This window comes from Halomonas sp. ABH4_019 (assembly GCF_056159885.1).
Genome location: NZ_JBSWWC010000002.1, coordinates 727,691 through 747,137 on the forward strand (window position 1 = coordinate 727,691; position 19,447 = coordinate 747,137).

General features: G+C 68.1%; 21 protein-coding genes. 15 read left to right on the forward strand and 6 right to left on the reverse strand.

The features are described 5' to 3' along the window. Nucleotides 1–166: 166 nt before the first annotated feature. Together cas3f and cas1f are read right to left on the reverse strand one after the other, a co-directional pair. A complete protein-coding gene (gene cas3f / locus ACXAFN_RS10550; RefSeq protein WP_474988523.1) occupies nt 167–3,508 on the reverse strand; it encodes a type I-F CRISPR-associated helicase Cas3f in 3,342 nt (1,113 codons plus the stop codon). Then, nucleotides 3,505–4,479: a type I-F CRISPR-associated endonuclease Cas1f gene (gene cas1f / locus ACXAFN_RS10555; RefSeq protein ID WP_474988525.1), complete on the reverse strand. Its 975-nt coding sequence runs from the start codon at nt 4,477–4,479 to the stop codon at nt 3,505–3,507. The genes cas3f and cas1f overlap by 4 nt, the downstream gene beginning before the upstream one ends. Before the next feature lie 158 nt (nt 4,480–4,637). Here cas1f and ACXAFN_RS10560 point away from each other — a divergent pair, with 158 nt between their 5' ends. Together ACXAFN_RS10560 and ACXAFN_RS10565 are read left to right on the forward strand one after the other, a co-directional pair. Then, nucleotides 4,638–5,507, forward strand: a complete 870-nt coding sequence (locus ACXAFN_RS10560) for a BrxR family helix-turn-helix transcriptional regulator (RefSeq protein WP_474988526.1) — start codon at nt 4,638–4,640, stop codon at nt 5,505–5,507. A gap of 62 nt (nt 5,508–5,569) precedes the next feature. Further along, nucleotides 5,570–6,574 carry an aldo/keto reductase gene (locus tag ACXAFN_RS10565; protein ID WP_474988528.1) on the forward strand — a complete coding sequence of 335 codons (1,005 nt, stop codon included), beginning with the start codon at nt 5,570–5,572 and terminating at the stop codon, nt 6,572–6,574. Nucleotides 6,575–6,610: 36 nt separating this feature from the next. Here ACXAFN_RS10565 and ACXAFN_RS10570 read toward each other — a convergent pair whose 3' ends face one another. Together ACXAFN_RS10570 and ACXAFN_RS10575 are read right to left on the reverse strand one after the other, a co-directional pair. Then, nucleotides 6,611–6,835, reverse strand: a complete 225-nt coding sequence (locus ACXAFN_RS10570; RefSeq protein ID WP_474988529.1) for a type II toxin-antitoxin system Phd/YefM family antitoxin — start codon at nt 6,833–6,835, stop codon at nt 6,611–6,613. 67 nt (nt 6,836–6,902) lie between these two features. Continuing rightward, nucleotides 6,903–7,454 carry a porin family protein gene (locus ACXAFN_RS10575; protein WP_474988531.1) on the reverse strand — a complete coding sequence of 184 codons (552 nt, stop codon included), beginning with the start codon at nt 7,452–7,454 and terminating at the stop codon, nt 6,903–6,905. Between the two features lie 133 nt (nt 7,455–7,587). On the opposite strand from ACXAFN_RS10575, the gene ACXAFN_RS10580 reads away from it, so the two are divergent. The 8 genes from ACXAFN_RS10580 (at nt 7,588) to ACXAFN_RS10615 (ending at nt 13,631) form a co-directional block, all read left to right on the forward strand. Then, nucleotides 7,588–8,247: a hypothetical protein gene (locus ACXAFN_RS10580; protein WP_474988533.1), complete on the forward strand. Its 660-nt coding sequence runs from the start codon at nt 7,588–7,590 to the stop codon at nt 8,245–8,247. Nucleotides 8,248–8,331: 84 nt separating this feature from the next. Further along, nucleotides 8,332–8,481 (forward strand): hypothetical protein, encoded by a 150-nt coding sequence (locus ACXAFN_RS10585; RefSeq protein WP_474988535.1) that lies wholly within the window; start codon nt 8,332–8,334, stop codon nt 8,479–8,481. Further along, a complete protein-coding gene (locus ACXAFN_RS10590; RefSeq protein ID WP_474988537.1) occupies nt 8,481–9,215 on the forward strand; it encodes a metal ABC transporter ATP-binding protein in 735 nt (244 codons plus the stop codon). The genes ACXAFN_RS10585 and ACXAFN_RS10590 overlap by 1 nt, the downstream gene beginning before the upstream one ends. Then, on the forward strand, nt 9,199–10,089 hold the full coding sequence (locus tag ACXAFN_RS10595) for a metal ABC transporter permease (protein ID WP_474988539.1): 891 nt from the start codon (nt 9,199–9,201) through the stop codon (nt 10,087–10,089). The genes ACXAFN_RS10590 and ACXAFN_RS10595 overlap by 17 nt, the downstream gene beginning before the upstream one ends. A gap of 58 nt (nt 10,090–10,147) precedes the next feature. Then, nucleotides 10,148–11,227, forward strand: coding sequence for a metal ABC transporter solute-binding protein, Zn/Mn family (locus tag ACXAFN_RS10600; protein WP_474988541.1), 1,080 nt, complete (start codon nt 10,148–10,150; stop codon nt 11,225–11,227). A 96-nt stretch (nt 11,228–11,323) separates the two neighbouring features. After that, nucleotides 11,324–12,226 (forward strand): LysR family transcriptional regulator, encoded by a 903-nt coding sequence (locus ACXAFN_RS10605; protein ID WP_474988542.1) that lies wholly within the window; start codon nt 11,324–11,326, stop codon nt 12,224–12,226. 159 nt (nt 12,227–12,385) lie between these two features. Beyond that, nucleotides 12,386–12,808 carry a DoxX family protein gene (locus ACXAFN_RS10610; protein ID WP_474988544.1) on the forward strand — a complete coding sequence of 141 codons (423 nt, stop codon included), beginning with the start codon at nt 12,386–12,388 and terminating at the stop codon, nt 12,806–12,808. A 70-nt stretch (nt 12,809–12,878) separates the two neighbouring features. Further along, nucleotides 12,879–13,631: a dioxygenase family protein gene (locus tag ACXAFN_RS10615; protein ID WP_474988545.1), complete on the forward strand. Its 753-nt coding sequence runs from the start codon at nt 12,879–12,881 to the stop codon at nt 13,629–13,631. A gap of 78 nt (nt 13,632–13,709) precedes the next feature. Here ACXAFN_RS10615 and ACXAFN_RS10620 read toward each other — a convergent pair whose 3' ends face one another. Continuing rightward, the gene (locus tag ACXAFN_RS10620; RefSeq protein WP_474988546.1) at nt 13,710–14,666 is read right to left on the reverse strand and encodes an ABC transporter substrate-binding protein; all 957 of its coding nucleotides are present in this window, start codon (nt 14,664–14,666) and stop codon (nt 13,710–13,712) included. Between the two features lie 107 nt (nt 14,667–14,773). Then, nucleotides 14,774–15,307 carry a lactoylglutathione lyase gene (gene gloA / locus ACXAFN_RS10625; protein ID WP_474988547.1) on the reverse strand — a complete coding sequence of 178 codons (534 nt, stop codon included), beginning with the start codon at nt 15,305–15,307 and terminating at the stop codon, nt 14,774–14,776. A 249-nt stretch (nt 15,308–15,556) separates the two neighbouring features. On the opposite strand from gloA, the gene ACXAFN_RS10630 reads away from it, so the two are divergent. The 5 genes from ACXAFN_RS10630 to ACXAFN_RS10650 all read left to right on the forward strand — a co-directional run bounded on the left by ACXAFN_RS10630 (nt 15,557) and on the right by ACXAFN_RS10650 (nt 19,443). Next, entirely contained in the window at nt 15,557–15,901 is a 345-nt protein-coding gene (locus tag ACXAFN_RS10630; protein WP_474988549.1) for a DUF6482 family protein, read from the forward strand. A gap of 132 nt (nt 15,902–16,033) precedes the next feature. After that, nucleotides 16,034–16,492, forward strand: coding sequence for a C40 family peptidase (locus ACXAFN_RS10635; RefSeq protein ID WP_474989097.1), 459 nt, complete (start codon nt 16,034–16,036; stop codon nt 16,490–16,492). Between the two features lie 126 nt (nt 16,493–16,618). Beyond that, nucleotides 16,619–17,254: a peroxiredoxin gene (locus ACXAFN_RS10640; protein ID WP_474988550.1), complete on the forward strand. Its 636-nt coding sequence runs from the start codon at nt 16,619–16,621 to the stop codon at nt 17,252–17,254. Between the two features lie 117 nt (nt 17,255–17,371). Then, nucleotides 17,372–18,052: a response regulator gene (locus ACXAFN_RS10645; protein WP_474988552.1), complete on the forward strand. Its 681-nt coding sequence runs from the start codon at nt 17,372–17,374 to the stop codon at nt 18,050–18,052. Continuing rightward, entirely contained in the window at nt 18,049–19,443 is a 1,395-nt protein-coding gene (locus ACXAFN_RS10650) for an ATP-binding protein (RefSeq protein WP_474988554.1), read from the forward strand. The genes ACXAFN_RS10645 and ACXAFN_RS10650 overlap by 4 nt, the downstream gene beginning before the upstream one ends. Nucleotides 19,444–19,447: the final 4 nt, after the last annotated feature.

Sequence of the window (19,447 nt, forward strand, 5' to 3'; positions counted from 1 at the left end):
CACTACTTAAAAATCAACCTAGCAACACGTTCTGGAAAAGCAAAAAACGAGAGCTATGGTAATCTCTCCGGGCAGCCGAAGAGGCCGCTTAGAAATAGCACCACGTGCTGGACAGGTATCCGCTGCCGCACAGGCAGCCTCAGCCGGCCCGATCCAGGCCGGCTGCTTATTTTCTCCTCACGAATCCCAACGCTGGGTGAAAGTGCCACCCCTGCGGGGCGTAGTTCGTTTTCAAGCGGATGCGGCCGAAGCGCCGGGCGCAGCGCTCTAACTCCATGTCCATAGCCTCGGCTTGATCCGCCAGTGCGGCCATGTAGCCGGGCTCGTTCCAGGGCGCGATACGAGGCTGGCGAAAAATGTCCTCCGGTATCCGGTCCAGCTCGGTCTCCACGGGTGTCAGCCTCTCCTCCCTGCCCTCCTGCTCCACCCGCCAGAAGCCGTAGTCTTCCTCTGTTTCATCCGGGAGCAGCACAAATTCGCACTCCGGTTCGTTGTCCTCTCGGAAAGGGTGGTGCTGTATCGGTAGCGCCCCGAGGGTCATCGATGCCGGGCGATAGAAGAGATAGGCACCGAGATGAATCTGCGCCGGCTCACCGCGACGCCTGCGTCGTTGGCGACCAGGAGCGGCACCTGCCTCCTCGACCATGAGCGAGGAAAGTCGCGCATGCTCGAGATCGACCAGCTTGTGCGCCGGCTCTAGAACCTCCACTGGCAACAGACGTGGGCGCGAGTCGATATGCTCAATCTCAGTCTCTCGCAGAAGCTCCGCCAACTGATGCGACCTCAGCGACCAGTCTCGCTCGGTCTCGAAACCTGGCCGGCTAAAGGCCGGCGCGACCCGTTTCAAGTGCCGAACGTTGGTTCCAAGCAGTGCAATGTTGGGAGAATGAACAGGGGCAGGACGGTGACGGCGCACGCGACCGGCAAGCTGAATGATCGAGCGTATTGATGAGGGCTCGACCACGGCCCAGTCATAATCGTGGTCCCGACCAACCTCAGTGACCGGCGACCCAAGCACGATGAAGAGGTGATCCTGAACGGAGCCGCTGTCGAGCCGGGCGCGAATGTCGGCGAGATCGAAAACGGCATCCTCGCTACGTCGGTCGAGCGTTCGGTCCAGGCGCGCTTCCAGACGTGAGCGCAGCAGTAGAGGAAACTGGGAGTGGTAGACGCAAAGGTGAATTTGCCACCCTTCCGGAATTTCCGACCGGTAGAGTGCCTGGGCAACGGCAGCGAGCGGCTCGATATTGGCCATACGAGCCAGGCCGAAGCTGACTCGCTTGTCACTATGGGGATCGACGGCGTGGTGCTGCTCGTGCAGGGAACAGGCATGATTGAGTATCGTCTGCGCGACCGCCTGATGTACGGCGTCCGGATGGGCGCTAGGAGCAGACAACGGCACGAGATAGCCACGGCGGGCCGGCGCCTGCTCACCGAGCCGAGCGGCGCGTTGCTGAGCAAACTGCCGATGAGCGGCATCGAACTGCTCACCCTCGGCGCACTGCTGCTGGGCGCAGCCAAACTCATCGAACCAGGCACAACAGGAATTCACTGGAGTGCCTGGAACGCCACGATGCCGCTGATACTCTGCCCGGCCAGAGCAATAGGCTTCGAACAGCCCACGCACCAGGGCAGGCGGCAGCGTGGCCGAGGAGAGCAGAACACGCGAGCCCAGAAGCCCTGCCCAGTATACCAGGCGCGTCAGGCCGGGTAGATCATTGATATCGAAGTCATCCGGCTCATCAAGCACGAGATCACTGCTCATCAGTCGCAGCATGGGGGCGATCTGGTGACCACCGCGCAGGCTCTCCGTGGCCGGTATCAAGTGATCGATGGTACACACCAGCACCGGCGCACCGAGCAGCGCTCGAGCATGCGGGTCATTCGCGGCTCGCGACAGTAGAGGGTGTTCATCGATTTGCCCTTCGAAATGGACATGACTCTGCTCATCCAGCAGTGCGGCGCGGGACTCTGAGCCCCCATTCTCGTGCTGTTGGTGCTCGAAGAGTGTGCGGCTGGCACTGCCACCCACCCGGATGGCCAAGTCGTCGCTACCCAGCCCAAGCCTCTCACGGTACACCTGCCCGGTTTGCAGCGTGAGCGTTCTCAGGCCGAGGGCTATCGAGAAGCGAGCACCTTCTTCGGGATCGCTCAAGGCGTACATGATGCGGCCATTGGCGATGGTCTTGCCACAGCCGGTCGACGCCATGTTGATGCCAAAGAAGCCCAGCTCACGGGCCTTGTCACGCAGGCCTGCCGCCAGATCGAATGCCTTGTCCTGCCAGCGAAAGCGAGGGTCGCGGCTACGCTGACGAAAGCCCTTGTGCCGCGCAATACGCGGCAGGGCGCTAGCCATGTCCGGCAAACGATGGACGATTTCACCCGCCGCCCGGGTTACGCCCAGCAGGTGCTCTTCCAGGGGCTGGCATAGCTGACGCTTGCCATTCAGCACGGTGGTATTGGCATATAGCACGGTCGACCAGGCACCGGGGAGCCGCCCTGTGCCGGTCAGGCTCGAATAGTGGTGATCCGCCAGCATCAATGCCAAACGCGCCAGGTGCATGACGTAGGGAGATTCCAGCGGCGGCGTCGATACCCTAATTTCTTTTAGTTGCCGCGCCAGCCGCCGACTGCGCTGCCGCCATGTGTCCGTCGTGACAGGCAAGCCATGCGGGAATTCCCAGTACGGTCCGACGTCTTGTGTCTCGGCCAATTCGACGCATTCGTTCCAGGCCGCCGTGATGGACTCGGGAAGCGCCGGCAGGTTAGCGGCGTTCATGCTGGCGCGAGCCCCGACCCATTTTTGTCGGCCGTTATCGTCATAGGCCGGCAATGCCGGCAGACGATGATGACTCAGGACCAGCCAGCCAATCGCAGCGGCAAGCGGCGGCAGTTGGATAAAAGGTGTTTTCTCCCCGTCGGCGACGTCAGCCACTCCATCGCTCTTGAGGTAGCCCAACCAACGTGCATCGTCGTCGGATGAGGGCTTTTCGAGCCGAGCAAGCCAGGTATCATCATCGTCATCGCCTACGAAGGCTTCCAGCAAACGCAGCGACACCCATTCATGCCGATAGCGGTTGCGCCCCTCCAGACGCCCATGGAGCCGATCCTGGAATGCGCGACTAGCCTTGCCGAGGTCATGAAACAGGGCGGCCATCGACGCCAGCAGATGAATCAGACGCCCGCTGTGCCAGTCATTCTCATCCTCGGCACGCAGGATATTGCGGCGTGTGGTATTGGTCGGAGACGCTCCCTTCGTATTGAACTGGGCGGCATTGCCAACGATCCACATAAGCTCGCTATGGTCCCGCCCGCGAATCCAGTGACAGGCCACGGCGGTGTTCTTGCGTGCTGTCTTGCGCAAGAGCTTCCTGAGCGTAGTGAGCCCTTCCATGGTGATCGGCGTCTGCCAGGTCCGGTCGCCTCGACGCTCGGCGAACTGGTCCAGGATGCGTCGCGTCTCCTTGAGCGCGTTCTTGCTGCACTGGGAAACCAGTAGCACGTTCATGCGCCTGGCCCTCCCAAGTCGTCGGCGACGGCCTTGAGGGTATCGATCATGAAATCGAGGGACTCAGTTCGGGTCAGCCGCTCGATGCAGGCCTGACGGAACTCTTGCTCTTCGTCACCTCGCATGGCCGAGATGAAGGCCTGGGGCAGGATAACCGCATCCTTGACCAAATCGGCCACATCGAAGACCAAGCCGCCACGACGGGTCTTGCCATGCAGCACTGCCAGACCATGCGGGATACCCAGCACCCAGGTGGCCGTGGCGGCCAGCCCATAGGCGAGATAGTTGCCATGATCGAGGAAACGGTTGGCAGGATCGGTGCCACTGCCACGCTTGGCGCGAGTGAAATCACCATAGTTCACAGCCCGGGTGGCAAGCTTGAAGAGGGTCTTGGTCAGCCGCGCCTCCAGCATCAGCAGATCGGTCGTGCTGGGCGCTTTTTTGATGGCTTCACGATGATGATCAAGGGCATCCGGCAAGGCCTCAGACGTCACGGAGAAGCCGGCCTCCCTGAGCGGCCGACCAATCCACAACCCCTCGATCCGGGCCAATCGCGCCAGCTGAAACGTGCGGGCCGCTTCCAAGCGCTTTTCATCATCGAACCAGAAACGAACCCAGCGCTGAAGATTCTCGGTGGGACGGTATTCGCTCTGCGGCGTCAGCCAGGCGACTTCTACATCGACCTCAGTGGCAGCAAATAGCGGCGTACCACCGCCACCACAAAAGCCGACCAGCACACCGGCCTTGGCCAGCTCTCGCATCGCGGCCTGGGTTATCGAGGTGCCGGTGCCCAGCAGCAGCGACGTGGTGTTAGCAATGGGGATATTCCAGTACAGCGACTGTCGCCCTTCATCCGTCACGTATTCGACACGCCCACCATTGACGAGCACTCGGCAGTGCTGAAGATAATAAAGATTAGCCCGCTTGGAGTGCAGGATGGTCTTGAGCTCGGTAGGGGAGAAATCGTCCATGACCGCCTTGGGCCTCCCTGTATCGAATCGGCGACACCAACATCAAAGCATCCTTAACAAACTGCCGCCACCCTGAAGATTCATCCACAATATTTATCAACCCGGTCTTGATGCGGGTCACCCACATCCCTGATCGGTTACCACGGACGGAGACCTGAATGGACGCTCGCGACCCGCTTCCCTGGGACATCCTGGCCCGCTTTCGGCTGATCGAGATCCTGGCGTTCTGGGAGGGGCGCGTGGTGGCCGCGCAGATCGGCGAGGCGTTCGGCATTGGCCGTCAGCAGGCCCAGAAGGCGCTGCGTCGCTATCGGGAGCAGGCGCCTGACAACCTGGCCTACGACGAGTCGCGCCGCGGTTTCCTGCCCACGGCGGATTTCCAGCCCCACTTCACCTGGGGCCGGGTCGAGGAGTACCTACACTTGCTCGGCGCACACGCGGATCTGGACTCGCCCTTCGCCGGCCTGGGGCTGGGCGCGGCGGACACCGAGTCGCTGCCGCTACCGAGCCGTGCGGTGGATCCGCACGTGGTGCGCGAGGTGGTGAAAGCGGCCCGAACGGGGCGCCGCCTGGAAGTGGTCTACGCCTCCTTCAGCAACCCGGCCGGCGAGGAGCGCATCCTGGTACCGCACACCCTGGTGTTCGCCGCCGGGCGCTGGCACGTGCGGGCCTACTGCGAGAAGCACCGCGGCTATCGGGACTTCGTGCTGAGCCGCTTCCGCGGCATTCCGGAAGATAGCGGTGAAATGCTCGGCGAACACGGCAAGAACGGCGACGATGCCTGGCAGACGCGGGTAGAAGTGCGGCTCATCCCCGACCGACGCCTTCCCCCGGAGGAACGCGAGATGCTGGCGGTGGATTACGGCATGCACGACGGTGAGCTGATACTCCACTGCCGCGGACCGCTGGTGCTCTATGCCCTGCGCGAGCTGGGCGTGAATCCGCACCATGTAGAGGGTGAGCCCCGCGCCCAGCAGATCGAGATCGCCAATCGCCAGGCGCTGGCCGAGTGGATCCACTGGGCCTGAGCCGGCATGATGCCCTCTCCCGCTTTGCCCTCTCTTAGCCACATCGCCAACGAGGAGTCGCCATGTCGCCCTTCTTCGCTCGCCTCAAGGAAGTCGCTTCGCCCCGCATCGGCCTGGGCGCCATGAACCTTTCTCACGGCTACGGCAGCCCGCTGCCAGAGCCCGAGGCGCTGCGCGCCCTGCAGGCGGCGTTCGACATGGGCTATCGCCACGTGGATACCGCAACCCTCTACGGGGCCACGGCCAACGAGTCGCTGGTGGGCAAGGCGCTGGCGGGCCGACGCGACGAGCTCCTGCTGGCCAGCAAGTGCGGCATGGCCATCGATCCCGAGCAAGGCAAGAAAGTGATCGACGGGCGCCCCGCCACGCTGCGCCGGCAGTGCGAGGCGAGCCTTTCGCGGCTGCGCACCGACCACCTGGACCTCTACTACCTGCATCGCTGGGACAAGACGGTGCCCATCGAGGAGAGCGTGGGCGAGCTGGGGCGCCTGGTGGAGGAAGGCAAGATCGGCGCGTTGGGCCTGTCCGAGGTGTCGGCCGCGACCCTGCGCCGTGCCCGGGCCGAGCATCCCATCGCCGCGGTGCAGTCGGAGTACTCGCTGTGGACGCGCAATCCGCAGATCGGGCTGATCGCGGCGTGCCGCGAGTCGGACACGGCGCTGGTGGCGTTCAGCCCGCTGGGGCGGGGCTTCCTGGCCGGGGCGGTGGAGGATCCCCCCCGCCTCGAGGAGAGCGACATGCGCCGCGGCATGCCGCGCTTCAGCGCCGAGCATTACCCGCACAACCTGCGCCTGCTGGACGACGTCAAGGCCGTGGCCCAGGAGCGGGACACCACGCCCGGCCAACTGGCCCTGGCCTGGCTGCTGGCCAAGGGCGACGACATCCTCCCGATTCCCGGGTCGCGCTCCGTCGCGCACATGCGCCAGAACCTGGCGGCGGAGGCGCTGCGCCTGGACTCCGCGACCGTCGCCCGGCTGGACGCCATGCTGACCCCCGACCAGGTGCTGGGCGGCCGCTACGGCGCGGCCCAGCAGGCGGAGGTCGACACCGAGGAATTCGCCGACTGAGCCCGCCTCGCACCGGCGACGTCGGCGGCCCCGATCTCAGGCGTCCTGCTCGCGTTCCAGGTCGCTGTAGAGGTTGTCCAGGTGATCGGCGCGGGGCGTCGTCTCGCCCGTCAGCCGCTGGTAATTCTCCAGCGACATCAACACCGCGTGGTGGCCGTTCCGGCGCGTGATGACGACCGGCCGATGCCGCTCGCAGACCTTGTCGCACAGCTGCTTGAGCCGGTCGCGTGCCTTGGCGAGGGTGATGACCTCGAGGTCCATGGCGTCTCTCCCCGTGGCTGGTGGGGTTCAGTCTAGCCGAGGCCTCCCCCCACTCGCCCGGGGCCGATCAGAAGGTGTAGACGACGCCGGCGGTGACCATGTCGATGTCGCCGATCTCGTCGGCGTCGAGGCGCTCGATCTCGAGGCGGCCGGTGAGGTCGAGCAGTTCGACCCGCGCGCCCAGGCCGTAGACCGGGTCGGTGCCGGAATAGTCGTGGGTCAGGCCGCGGCCGCGCCGTTCGGCGTCCCAGTCGGCCATGCCGGCCTTGGCGTAGACGCCCAGCGGGCCGAAGCTCAGCCCGGCCACGCCCATGGCCTGGAGGCTCTCCACCTCGAGGGTCGCCGAGCGGCCGTCCACCTCGCCGTTCAGGGTGTCGCCGTTGGCATAGCCGAGCTCGGCGCCGAGGTCGAGGAACGGCAGCCAGCCGAAGTTGTAGCCGGCGGTCAGCTTCCACAGGCCGGCCTCGTCGTCGAAGTCGTCGTCGCCGTGCATCTGGCCGACGCCGCCGCCGAGGTAGAGCCCGGTGGCGCCGGTGGCCAGCGCCGGGGCGGCGATCAGGGTCAGGCCGGCGGCCAGGGAGACGGCCAGCAGGGAACGCAGAGGGGTCGTGCGGGACATGTCGATTCCTTCCGAACGCTTGGGATGAAGCTCGGCAGTGTAGCGCGCCGAGGGGGCGGCGGTCAGTCGCGGGCGGCAGCGGGGGGCGCCGCGATGCTAGGATTCATGGGCCCGTTCCCCCAGGAGATTCCTTATGCCCCGCCGCCTGCTGCACTGCCTCGCCCCGCTACTGTTCTGCCTGCCCCTGCCGGCCCTCGCCCAGTCGGCCTCGGCCGAGTGGCAGGCCTATGAAGACGCCCTGTCCCGCGGCGCCCGCCAGGCCGAGCTGTGGCAGTGGGGCTGGTCGGGCATCTACGCCGGCAGCCTGGCGTGGAACGCCTGGCAGGCCAGCGAGGCCGACGACGACCACGACCGCTTCGACGCCCGGGTCGGCACCCTGAAGTCGGCCATCGCCCTGGGCGGCCTGCTGGTCGACCGCCAGCCTCACACCGCGGCCTACCAGCGGCTCCGGGACAGCGACGGCGACGTGGACGCCGCGCGCCGGCTGATCCAGGCGGTGGCCGAGGAGGAACGCCGCCGGCGCAGCTGGCAGGCCCGGCTGGGGTCGCTGGCGGTCAACACCGCGGCGGGGCTGGCGATCGGCGTCGGCGACGACCGCCCCGAGGACGGCGCGCTCAACTTCGCCACCGGCATGCTGGTCGGCGAGCTGCAACTGCGCACCCAGCCGGGCCAGGCCATGGCGGCGGTGAATCGCTTCCAGCCCGCGCGGCTGACGTTCGGCGAGCTGACCCTGGAAGGCGAATACGCCTGGCTGGTCACGCCGGAGCGGCTGGGCGTGGTGCTGCGCTACTGATCCGGCGGTCCGCCGGCACGCGGCGCTGGCGGGCGCCGATATTGTTATGTTATAACCACGCCACTTCCGCGGAGACGTTTCACCATGGCGCATCGCCCCCACCGTCATCGCCCCGAGGGGCCTTGTCATTTCTCGCTGATGTCGCTGTCGGCACCGCGCCGGCTGCTGCTGGTCGCCGCCCCGCTGGCGGCGCTGTGGCTGGCGGTGGCCTGGGCGACCGGAGGCTTGTCCTGATGGCCCGCCTCAAGCTCCACGACCTGCAGCTCGCCCGCGGCGGCCAGACGGTGCTCGAGCACCTGGACGGCCGCTTCCAGGACGGCGCGGTGACCGCGCTGATCGGCGCCAACGGCGCCGGCAAGAGCACCCTGATCTCGGCCATCATGGGCATGCTGAAGCCGGTGGCCGGCCGGGTGGAATGCGCGGTGCCCCGCGAGCGATGCGCCTGGCTGCCCCAACAGCTGGCCCTCGACCTGACCTTCCCGATGAGCGTGGAAGAGCTGATCATGAGCGGCACCTGGCCCAGCCACGGCGCCTTCAAGGGCTACTGCGGCCCCCACTATCGCCGCGGCCGCGAGATCATGGCGCGGCTGGGCATCTCACACCTGGCCCATCGCCAGCTCGGCGAGCTCTCCGGCGGCCAGCGCCAGCGCGCCCTGCTGGGCCGCACCCTGATGCAGGAGGCCGAGCTGCTGCTGCTCGACGAGCCCTTCGCCAACGTCGACATCGAGACCGTCGAGGTGCTGATGGAGGTGCTGCGCGACATGGCTCGCCAAGGCGCCACCCTGATCGTGGTGCTCCACGACATGGAGCAGCTGGCCCGCCTGGCCGACGACGTGCTGCTGCTGGCCGGCGGCCACGGCCGTTGGGTCAGCCCCGAGGCGCTGCTCGAGCATCATGTCGGCCAGGCGCCCCGCGCCCCGCGCCTGCCCTTCGATTTTTCCGAGGTACCCCATGCTGGCACTGCTTGATGCCTGGTTCGTGGCCCCCTTCGACTACGGCTTCATGAAGCGCGCCCTGGTGGCCAGCCTGGCGCTGTCGCTGGCCGCCCCGCCGCTGGGCGTGTTCCTGATGCTGCGTGGCATGAGCCTGATCGGCGACGCCATGTCCCACGCCATCCTGCCCGGCGTGGCGTTGGGCTTTTTGTTCGCCGGCTTCTCGCTGCCGATGATGAGCCTCGGCGGCATCCTCTCGGGGCTCTTGGTGGCGGTGATGGCCGGCAGCGTCTCGCAGATGACCGGCCACCGGGAAGACTCGGCGATGGCCAGCTTCTTCCTGATCTCGCTGGCCGCCGGGGTGATGATGGTGTCGCTGGGCGGCAGCAGCGTCGATCTCACCCATGTGCTGTTCGGCTCGATCCTGGCCGTGGACTCCACCGCGCTGCTGCTGATCGCCGGCATCGCCAGCCTGATCGTGCTCGCCCTGGCGGTGATCTTCCGCGCCCTGGTGGTGGAGTGCCTGGACCCGCTGTTCCTGCGCGGCCAGGGCGTGCGCGGCGGCCTGGTGCATGGAGTCTTCCTGGGGCTGGTGGTGCTCAACCTCACCGCCGGCTTCCAGACGCTGGGCACCCTGATGGCGGTGGGCCTGATGATGCTGCCGGCCACCACCGCGCGCTTCTGGAGCAACCGCCTGGAAGGCCTGATGGCCATCGCCATCGGCGTGGCCCTGGTGGCCAGCGCCGGCGGCCTGCTGCTCTCGTACCACCTGAGCCTGCCATCCGGCCCGGCGATCATCCTTCTGGCCGGGGTGGCCTACATCGGCTCGGCGCTGTTCGGCCGCCAGCACAGCCTGAGCGCCCGCTTCCGGCGCCGCGCCGCGCCCCTGAACGCCGACGCCACGCCCTGACGCCCCTTTCCCCACGCTTCTACCGATACCTTCGTTGCCACCGCCGGAGTCCGACCCGATGCCCTTCGCCAAGCCTTTCGCCCTCGCCGCCGGCGCCGCCGCGCTGCTGACCCTGCCCACCGCCCAGGCCGACGAGCGCGTCCAGGTGCTCGCCAGCTTCAGCGTGCTCGCCGACATGGTCGAGCGGATCGGCGGCGACCACGTCGAGGTCACCGCCCTGGTCGGCGCCGACAGCGACGCCCACGTGTACTCGCCGCGGCCCACCGACGCCCGGGCCCTGGCCGAGGCCGACCTGGTGGTGCTCAACGGCCTGCAGTTCGAGGGCTGGATGACGCGACTGGTCGAGGCCAGCGACTACGCCGGGCCGACGGTGGTGGCCACCGACGGCATCGAGGCGGCGCTCGCCGAGGCGGACCACCCTGACCACGACGGCCATGATCACTCGGCCCATGGCCACGATGACCACGCGCCTGACGCCCATGACCATGAGACCCATGATCATGAGGCGCATGACCACGACGAACACGACGAACACGGCCATGACGATCATGACCACGCCGGCCATGCCCACGACCATGGCGGCCTGAACCCCCACACCTGGCTGGACCTGGGGCTCGGCCAGTTCTACGTCGACAACATTCGCGACGGCCTGATCGCCGCCGACCCGGCCCACGAGGCCGACTACCGCGAGCGCGCCGCCCGCTATCAGCAAGAGATCGACGCCCTGGACGCCGAGCTGCGCGGCCTGATGAGCGAGCTGCCCGAACACACCACGGTGGTGACCGGCCACGACTCCTTCGGCCATTTCTCCCGGGCCTACGGTATCGACGTCCTCTCGCCGGCCGGGCTGTCCACCGCGACCGAGCCCAGCGCCACCAACATGGCGCGGCTGATCGACATCCTCGCCGACAGCGACGTGCACGCGCTCTTCCACGAGAACATGACCAGCCCGGCGATGATCGAGCAGCTCGCCGAGGAGACCGGCCTACCGATCGCCGGCACCCTCTACTCCGGCGCCCTGGCGGCCGAGGGCGAGGCCAGCACCTGGCTGGGCATGATGCGCCACAACGCCGAGCTGCTTCACGACGCCCTGGCCGCCGACGACGCGGCCCACGAGCACGCCGACCACGACCACTGAGTCGCGCCACGCGCCCCCGCACGACGCCGCCCTCGGGCGGCGTTGTCGTCGTGTGAGACGATGGTCGTCCGTCGGCCACGCCCTGGAGCCCCGCCCATGAACCTGCTGGACGCCATGACCGCCTTCGTGCGAGTCGCCGAACTGGGCAGCTACACCCACGCCGCCGAGGCGCTGGACCTGTCGCGGACCCGCGTCTCGCGCCAGGTCATGGCGCTCGAGGAGCACCTGGGCGTGCGCCTGCTGCAGCGCACCACCCGCCGCCTGCATCTTACCGAGGCCGGGGAACATTACCTGACGCGCGCCCAGGGCATCCTGCAGTCGCTGGAGGAGGCCGCGGCGGAGGTGGGCAGCGGCGCCACCGAGATGCGCGGCCGGCTGCGCCTCAATGGGCCGATGAGTTTCGGCACCCGCTACCTGGCCCCGCTGGTGGCCCGTTTCATGGTCGAGCACCCGGCGCTGGAGGTGCGCCTGGACCTCAACGACCGCCGGGTCGACTTGCTCGAGGAGGGCTACGACCTGGCGATCCGCATCGGCAGCCTGCCCGACTCCAGCCTGGTGGCCCGCCGCCTGACCCGTTGCCGGCTGCTGCTGTGCGCCTCCCCGGGCTACCTGGCCGAACACGGCGCGCCGCGTCGCCTGGCGGACCTGGCGCACCATCGCTGCCTGCGCTATCGCACCGGCGGGCGCGGCGGCGACTGGCAGTTCGGCGGCCGCGGCCTCGCGGTGTCCGGCCCCCTCGAGAGCAACAACGGCGACGTGCTGACCCACGCCGCCGAAGCCGGGCTCGGCATCGCCCAACAGCCCAGCTTCCTGGTCACCGACAGCATCAAGAGTGGCCGCCTGGTGCCCATCCTCACCGAAGAGCCCCCGATCACGCTGGACGTTCACGGCCTCTATCCCGCCCGCCGCCACCTGCCGGCCAAGGTCGATCGTTTCCTGGCGCGCCTCGCCGAGGCCTGGGGCGATCCGCCCAGTTGGGAGCGTGAGCTGGGGCTGTGACGGGCAAGGCGCGTGGCGTTTTCCGAAGCTTTCCCGACGGCCACTTTTTATTGCTAAAAGCGCAATAGTTTTGTGCCAAGACCGCAGATTATCTCCTTCTTCGTCGCGTCTAGAGTGACCACATCACCACATACGACATCCCCGACGGAGAATCCGACCATGACCCGCCACCCCCTCCCGACCACGTCACTCGACCGCCTTCAGCCCTCCGCCGTCACTCTGCTGCGCCTGGCGCTGGGCGCCATGACCCTGGCCCATGGGCTGCTCAAGCTGTTCGTCTTCACCGTGCCCGGCACCGTCGGCTACTTCGAGTCCCTGGGCCTGCCCGGCGTCTTCGCCTACCTGACCATCCTCGCCGAGGTGGGCGGCGGCCTGGCCCTGCTGCTCGGCGTCTACACGCGCTGGATCAGCCTGGCCCTGATCCCGACGCTGCTCGGCGCCGCCTGGGTGCATGCCGACAACGGCTGGGTATTCTCCAACGAGGGGGGTGGCTGGGAGTTCCCGGTGTTCTGGGCCATCGCCCTGCTGGTGCAGGCCGGGCTGGGCGGCGGACGCCTGGTCCTGCATCCCCGCGTCGCCTGAACCCGCGATCCCTCGACCGCGCACCACGCCGCCCCCGGGGCGGCGTCTTCCCTTGCAGGAGACCACGATCATGTTGCCCAGCCTGTTCATCTCCCACGGCTCGCCGATGCTGGCCCTGACGCCCACGCCGGCCCACGACTTCCTGCGCGAGCTGGGCCGGACCCTGAGCCCCTCCACGGTGGTGGTCGTCTCGGCCCACTGGGCCAGCCGTCGCCTGATGGTCAGCACCAGCGAGCACCCGGAGACGCTTCACGATTTCGGCGGTTTCCCCCGCGCGCTGTTCGAATGCCAGTACCCGGCGCCGGGCGAGCCCGAGCTGGCCAGGCGACTGGCCCGCGAGCTCAACGCCGTGCCGGTGGAGCGCGGCCTGGACCACGGCGCCTGGGTCCCGCTGTCGCTGATGTTCCCCGAGGCCGACGTCCCGGTGGTGTCGCTGTCGCTGCCCACCAACTGGTCCAACGCCGAGCTGGCCGCCCTCGGCGAGCGGCTCGGCGCGCTCTTGCGAAAACGCGAGGGCGAGGAGAACGTGCTGGTGGTCGGCTCCGGCAGCCTGACCCATGACCTGCGTTCGCTGGATAGCCTCGAGGCCCCGATGCCCGGCTGGGTCGGCGAGTTCAGCGACTGGGTCCACGCCCGGCTGACCGCCGGCGACCGCGAGGCCCTGCTAGGCTGGCAACGCGCTCCCCAGGCGCTCGCCAACCACCCCACGCCCGAGCACTTCCAGCCGCTGCTGGTGGCCATGGGGGCAGGCGGCCACGCCGAGCGGCGCCACCACAGCGTGGAGCACGGGGTGCTGGCCATGGACCTCTACGCCTTCGCCTGACGCGCGCCGTCGAGCCCCCCAACGAACGAGGCCGCCCCGAAGGGCGGCCTCGTCGTGCAGGATGGCGATGGGCGGGGATCAGCCCTCGGGAATCTCCAGTGCCTGCTGCACCGCCGGCCAGGCCGGCTCGCCGTCGCGGGTGGTCACGCCCTCGAGGAAGGCCTCGACCTCCGCCGGGTGTTCACGCAGCCACTCCAGGGCCACCGCTTCCGGCTCTCGTTCCTCGAAGCTGAAGCCACGAATCATCGCGCTCTGCTGGTCGGCGGTGAAGCTCAGCTGGTCGAGCAGCTTGGTGGCGTTGGGGTTCGATTCGGCGAACCTGGTCGTCACCAGGGTCTTCACATCGCTGCGACCACCGTCCGGCCCCCACATGTCCTGGGTATCGTCGAGGTAACGCACGTCATGCTCGATGTTCATCCAGTGCGGCGTCCAGCCGGCGAAGACGATCCATTCCTCGCGGTCGATGGCGCTGTCCACCGCGCTGAGCATGCCCGGCGTGGAGGTCTCGGAGAGCGTCCAGTCGCCCAGGCCATAGGTGTCGGCCTCCACCGCCTCGTTGAGGGTGTCGCTCATCCCGGAGCCCACCTCGATGGAGTAGATGGTGCGCTCGAGCTTGTCGGCGAACTCGGGATCGTCCAGCTGCTCGGCCGACGTCAGGCCGGCGTCATAGACGTAAGTGGGCACGGCGAAGCCGAGGCGGGCACCATCAACGTTGTTGCCCAGGTCGACCAGGCTGCCCTCGTCCATGGCGGTGTCGTACATGCCTTGCTGGGCGGGCAGCCAGCCGGCGAGGAAGGCGTCCAGCTCGTCCTGGTTCAGTGCCTCGTAGGTGATCGTGGAACCGAGTTCTTCCGAGCGGGGCTCGTAGCCCAGCGCTTCGAGCAGGGTGGAGGCGAGCGATGTCTTGACGGTCACCCCGGGCCAGGCCGGGGAAGAGAAGCGGACCTCGGCCGGCTCCTCGGCCTGGGCCAGGCCGCTCATGGCCAGCAGGGAGCCGGCCAGGGCCAGCGGGAGGGAACGGTGGGGCAAGTTCATTGGGACTCCTTGGCGGGATGCGCCATGGTGAAACACGCTGCAGACCCTAATGCCAGGACGCCATATCGACAAGCCGGACCGTCAACGCTCATCGACGGCCCGGCGACTCAATCGCCCTTGCCGACCATGCGGGCGGCCTCGATCACCTCGATCCAGTAGCCATCCACGTCCTTGACGAAGACCACGTCCTTCATCTTGCCCTGGTCGGGGCGCTTGATGAACGTGACCTCGTTGGCATCGAACCAGGCCACGGCGGCATCCAGGTCCGGCACCGAGAAGCAGATGTGGCCGAAGCCCTGGGGCTCGGCATTGCCGTCGTGGTAGGCGAAGTCCGCCTGCTCCTCGGTGCCCCAGTTGTGGGTCAGCTCCAGCAGCCCCTTCTGGCCGAAGGTCCAGACGGTGCGCTCATCGACGTCTTCCGGCACCCGGTCGCCGTCCTCGAGCTTGGCCAGGAAGTACAGCGAGAACCGCATTTCCTCGAAGTCCAGCCGGCGCAGCACGCGCATGCCGAAGACCCGGGAGTAGAAGGCCAGTGCGGCTTCCGGGTCCTTGACCCGCAGCATGGTGTGATTGAGGCGAAAGCCGTCGGTGTCGCCGGTCGCCGTCTTGACGCCGGGATGTTGCTCGCCGGTGAAGCTCATGGAATCTCCTTGTCCGCGATGGGCCGATAGGACGGGTATGGAGGCGAGGGGGGCATTTTTCCACCCCACCGCAGCGCCCCGCTCGCCCCATTCCTATACAAAAACTATGCGCAGCGAGAGAAAACGACAACCCAAGCGGCTCATCCTTGCCCTTTAACCGACCAGAATCACCCATGTTTACTGACACTGGCGAGCCTATCGGCAAGGTTCTACATTATCTATACGCCATCCCACCAGCCGGAGCCCGAGATGACCGCCATCGACATGTCCCTGGGGGACCACATCACCCTCAAGCAGCTCTCCCGCGCCCTCTCACACGGCTTCTCGCCGATCGTCGAGGTGGAATCCATGGACGGCATCTACACGGTCCGCTTCCATCATGCCAACGGCGTCTCCACCCTCTCCGACAAGCAGGGCAAGACCTGCACCTTCCTCGGCACCGGGGAGATCCGCGACCTGCTGGGCGGCCTGGGGCTGACCCACGGGGTGCTGACCTGGTCGGACCAGTGCGGCGACGAGATGATCGGCGTGCCCGGCCATGCCATGACCCCGGACGAGATGCTGACCCACGGCACGAGGATCGCCTTCCGCTGATATTCACAGAGCCGTGCGGGCCAGCTAGGCTGGGAACGACAAGAGGGAAAACGGACGCCCCGCGAGATGCCCATGCCAGCGACTCCAGCTTCACCCGCCCCGGCGCTATGCGTCGCGACCCGCCTCGAACGGATGATGCCTCTGGTCGTGCTGGCGATGCTGTTGGTGCTGGCCGGCTGCGCCGGCCCCGACCTCGCCACGCGCGACGGCGGCGGGCTGTCGGTGGACCGGGCGCTGATTCTCGCCGAGGCACGCCAGGCGCTGGGCACGCCCTACCGTTTCGGCGGCAACGATGCGCGCGGCCTGGACTGTTCCGGGCTGGTACAGCGGGTCTATGCCCGGGCCGGCATCGGCGTGCCGCGCACCTCGCGCCGCCAGTTCGCGCGCCTGCCGCCGATCGACGAGGCCCGGCCCGGCGACCTGCTATTCTTCGATACCGCGGGACGCGGCGACGCCAGCCACGTGGGCATCTACCTGGGCGACGGCGAGATGATCCACGCCCCGGGGCGCGGCCGCCGGGTCAGCGTGACCGCGCTGTCGCTGGACTACTGGCAGGAACGCTTCCTGGGCGCCGCTGCGCCGGCGCCATAAGCAAACATCGAGCGCTAAGAATATGATCAGGGATTGTTTCCCCCCTCGCCCCGAGGGTGCAATCCTGTGTCATTGACCCTCCGGCATCGCCGGACGATGCCGACACTTCGACCCCAGGAGGACACCATGTCACTGCGACTCGGCGACATCGCACCCGACTTCACCCAGGAAAGCACCGAGGGCCCGATCCACTTCCACGACTGGGCCGGCGACAGCTGGGTGATCCTGTTCTCCCACCCCAAGGACTTCACCCCGGTGTGCACCACCGAACTCGGCGAGGTCTCGCGGCTCAAGCCGGAGTTCGAGAAGCGCAACACCAAGGTCATCGGGCTGTCGGTGGATCCCCTCGAGGATCACAAGGCCTGGGCCGGCGACATTCAGGAGACCCAGGGCAGCGCCCTGAACTTCCCGCTGCTGGCCGACGCCGACCGCAAGGTCAGCGACCTCTACGACATGATCCACCCCAACGCCAACGACACCCTGACGGTGCGCAGCGTGTTCGTCGTCGATCCCAACAAGAAGATCCGCCTGACCCTGACCTACCCGGCCAGCACCGGGCGCCACTTCGACGAGATCCTGCGCGTGCTCGACAGCCTGCAGCTCACCGATTCCCACAAGCTGGCCACCCCGGTGAACTGGCAGCAGGGCGGCGACTGCATCATCGTGCCCGCGGTCAGCAACGAGGAGGCCGCCAAGCTGTTCCCCGACGGCTGGGACGAGCAGAAGCCCTACCTGCGCCTGGTCAAGCAGCCCGGCAAGTAAGGGGGTTCTCGCCTCGCACGACGCCGGCCTTCGAGCCGGCGTCGTCGCGTCGGGCTGCCGGCCGGGGCCTGCCCTGGGTTACCATCGGATCGCTCGATCACCGAAAAGGGACCGGCCATGCGCATACTGCTGGTGGAGGACGACCCCAGCCTGGCGTCGGGCATTCGCCTGGCGCTGAAACCGGAGCACTACACCGTCGACATCCTCGACGACGGCGTCAATGCCCTCCATGCCCTGCAGGACGAGGAACCCTTCGACGCCGTGATCCTCGACCTCGGCCTGCCCAGGCTCGACGGCATCGGCCTGCTCGAACGCCTGCGCCACGCCGGCCACCGGGTGCCGGTGCTGGTGCTGACCGCCCGCGACGGCATCGAGGAGCGCATCCAGGGCCTCGACGCCGGCGCCGACGACTACCTGACCAAGCCCTTCGAGGTCGCCGAGCTCAAGGCCCGGCTGCGTGCCCTGCTGCGCCGTAGCCAGGGCCAGGTCACCAGCGAACTGCGCCACCGCGGCGTGGCGCTCGACCCCGGCAACCGCCGCGTCACCTGCCACGGCGCGCCGGTGGCCCTGTCGCGCCGCGAGTTCACCCTGCTGCAGGAATTCCTCAGCCATCCGGGCCACGCCTTCACCCGCGATACCCTGACCCGCCTGGTCTACGGCTGGGACGAGGACGTGGAGAGCAACGCCATCGAGGTCCACGTTCACCACCTGCGCCGCAAGCTATTCCCCGAGCTGATCCGCACCCTGAGGGGCATCGGCTACATCATGGACAAGGCCCCGGCGGACGAGGACGCATGAGCTCCATCCGCCGCCGCACCCTGGGCATCGTGCTGCTGGTGGTCGCGTTGTGCATGCTGACGATCGGCGTGACCAGCTATCGCGACGCCGCCCACGAGGTGGAGGAACTGTTCGACGCCCGCCTGACCCAGAACGCCCGCCTGCTGGAGGGACTGATGCGGGCGCCGCTGCCCGAGGCCCGGCGCGACGCCCTGCTGGCGAGCCTCGACAACGCCCTGCAGCGGGCCGACACCGACGACATCGCCGGCCACCGCTACGAGGGCAAGGTGGCCTTCCAGGCCTGGCGCGGCGACCGTCTGCTGCTGCGCTCGGCCGGCGCCCCGCCTGCGCCCTTCAGCGAACGGCAGGACGGCTATGCGGACGTGGTGCTCGATGGCCGCGAGTGGCGGGTCTTCGCCCTGAGCGCCCCCGACGACCTGCGGGTGCTGGTCGGCGAGCGCGGCGAGGTGCGCGGCGAGCTGGTCGCCGACATCGCCCTGCGCACCCTGTGGCCGGACCTGTTCGGCCTGCCGGTGCTGGCGGCGCTGCTGTGGTGGGCCATCGGCTGGGGGCTGCGGCCGCTGTCGCGCATGGCCGCCCAGATCCGCAGCCGGGACCCCCATCACCTCCAGCCGTTGCCGGACGATCCGCTGCCCCAGGAGCTGGCCACCATCGCCGGGGCCCTCAACCGCCTGCTGGCGCGGCTTCGCGAGTTACGCAGCCGCGAGAAGCGCTTCATCGCCGATGCCGCCCACGAGCTGCGCACGCCACTAGCGGTGCTCGACCTGCACGCCCAGAACGCCCTGGCCACCGCGGACCCCGACGACCGCCGCGAGGCGCTGACCCAACTCCGCGCCGGCGTGGCCCGCGCCACCCGACTGGTCGGACAACTGCTGACCCTGGCGCGCCTGGACCCCGAGCAGGAAGACACCCCCAACCAGGATGCCGACCTGCTGCACGAAGTGCGCGAGGCCCTGGCCGAGCTGCTGCCGCTGGCCGGCGATCACGGCCAGGCGCTGCACCTCGAGGCCGACGAAGGCGCCGACTGGCGACTGCGCACCGAGCCCGGCGCGCTCGCCACCCTGGTGCAGAACCTGGTCGGCAACGCCATCCATCACTCGCCGGCCGGCAGCCGCATCGACGTGGCCCTCGGCGGCGAGGCCGAGTGGTTGACGCTGCGGGTGGACGACCGAGGGCCTGGGATTCCCGAGGCGAGCCGCCAGCAGGTGCTGGCGCGCTTCCATCGCGCCGGCCCGGGGGCCGGCGCCGGCCTCGGGCTGTCCATCGTCGACCGCCTGGTGCAGCGCCACGGCGGGCGCCTGGCGCTTGCGGCCGCGCCCGGCGGCGGCCTGAGCGTGCGGGTCTGGCTGCCCCGCCCGGCGGCTTTACAAGCCCGGGACGAAGGGGGATAGTGAG

What these genes read in the sequence shown, in the direction of transcription:
- cas3f (WP_474988523.1), bottom strand. Translation starts at nt 3,508, where the DNA reads ATGAACGTGCTACTGGTTTCCCAGTGCAGCAAGAACGCGCTCAAGGAG.
- cas1f (WP_474988525.1), bottom strand. Translation starts at nt 4,479, where the DNA reads ATGGACGATTTCTCCCCTACCGAGCTCAAGACCATCCTGCACTCCAAG.
- ACXAFN_RS10560 (WP_474988526.1), top strand. Translation starts at nt 4,638, where the DNA reads ATGGACGCTCGCGACCCGCTTCCCTGGGACATCCTGGCCCGCTTTCGG.
- ACXAFN_RS10565 (WP_474988528.1), top strand. Translation starts at nt 5,570, where the DNA reads ATGTCGCCCTTCTTCGCTCGCCTCAAGGAAGTCGCTTCGCCCCGCATC.
- ACXAFN_RS10570 (WP_474988529.1), bottom strand. Translation starts at nt 6,835, where the DNA reads ATGGACCTCGAGGTCATCACCCTCGCCAAGGCACGCGACCGGCTCAAG.
- ACXAFN_RS10575 (WP_474988531.1), bottom strand. Translation starts at nt 7,454, where the DNA reads ATGTCCCGCACGACCCCTCTGCGTTCCCTGCTGGCCGTCTCCCTGGCC.
- ACXAFN_RS10580 (WP_474988533.1), top strand. Translation starts at nt 7,588, where the DNA reads ATGCCCCGCCGCCTGCTGCACTGCCTCGCCCCGCTACTGTTCTGCCTG.
- ACXAFN_RS10585 (WP_474988535.1), top strand. Translation starts at nt 8,332, where the DNA reads ATGGCGCATCGCCCCCACCGTCATCGCCCCGAGGGGCCTTGTCATTTC.
- ACXAFN_RS10590 (WP_474988537.1), top strand. Translation starts at nt 8,481, where the DNA reads ATGGCCCGCCTCAAGCTCCACGACCTGCAGCTCGCCCGCGGCGGCCAG.
- ACXAFN_RS10595 (WP_474988539.1), top strand. Translation starts at nt 9,199, where the DNA reads ATGCTGGCACTGCTTGATGCCTGGTTCGTGGCCCCCTTCGACTACGGC.
- ACXAFN_RS10600 (WP_474988541.1), top strand. Translation starts at nt 10,148, where the DNA reads ATGCCCTTCGCCAAGCCTTTCGCCCTCGCCGCCGGCGCCGCCGCGCTG.
- ACXAFN_RS10605 (WP_474988542.1), top strand. Translation starts at nt 11,324, where the DNA reads ATGAACCTGCTGGACGCCATGACCGCCTTCGTGCGAGTCGCCGAACTG.
- ACXAFN_RS10610 (WP_474988544.1), top strand. Translation starts at nt 12,386, where the DNA reads ATGACCCGCCACCCCCTCCCGACCACGTCACTCGACCGCCTTCAGCCC.
- ACXAFN_RS10615 (WP_474988545.1), top strand. Translation starts at nt 12,879, where the DNA reads ATGTTGCCCAGCCTGTTCATCTCCCACGGCTCGCCGATGCTGGCCCTG.
- ACXAFN_RS10620 (WP_474988546.1), bottom strand. Translation starts at nt 14,666, where the DNA reads ATGAACTTGCCCCACCGTTCCCTCCCGCTGGCCCTGGCCGGCTCCCTG.
- gloA (WP_474988547.1), bottom strand. Translation starts at nt 15,307, where the DNA reads ATGAGCTTCACCGGCGAGCAACATCCCGGCGTCAAGACGGCGACCGGC.
- ACXAFN_RS10630 (WP_474988549.1), top strand. Translation starts at nt 15,557, where the DNA reads ATGACCGCCATCGACATGTCCCTGGGGGACCACATCACCCTCAAGCAG.
- ACXAFN_RS10635 (WP_474989097.1), top strand. Translation starts at nt 16,034, where the DNA reads ATGATGCCTCTGGTCGTGCTGGCGATGCTGTTGGTGCTGGCCGGCTGC.
- ACXAFN_RS10640 (WP_474988550.1), top strand. Translation starts at nt 16,619, where the DNA reads ATGTCACTGCGACTCGGCGACATCGCACCCGACTTCACCCAGGAAAGC.
- ACXAFN_RS10645 (WP_474988552.1), top strand. Translation starts at nt 17,372, where the DNA reads ATGCGCATACTGCTGGTGGAGGACGACCCCAGCCTGGCGTCGGGCATT.
- ACXAFN_RS10650 (WP_474988554.1), top strand. Translation starts at nt 18,049, where the DNA reads ATGAGCTCCATCCGCCGCCGCACCCTGGGCATCGTGCTGCTGGTGGTC.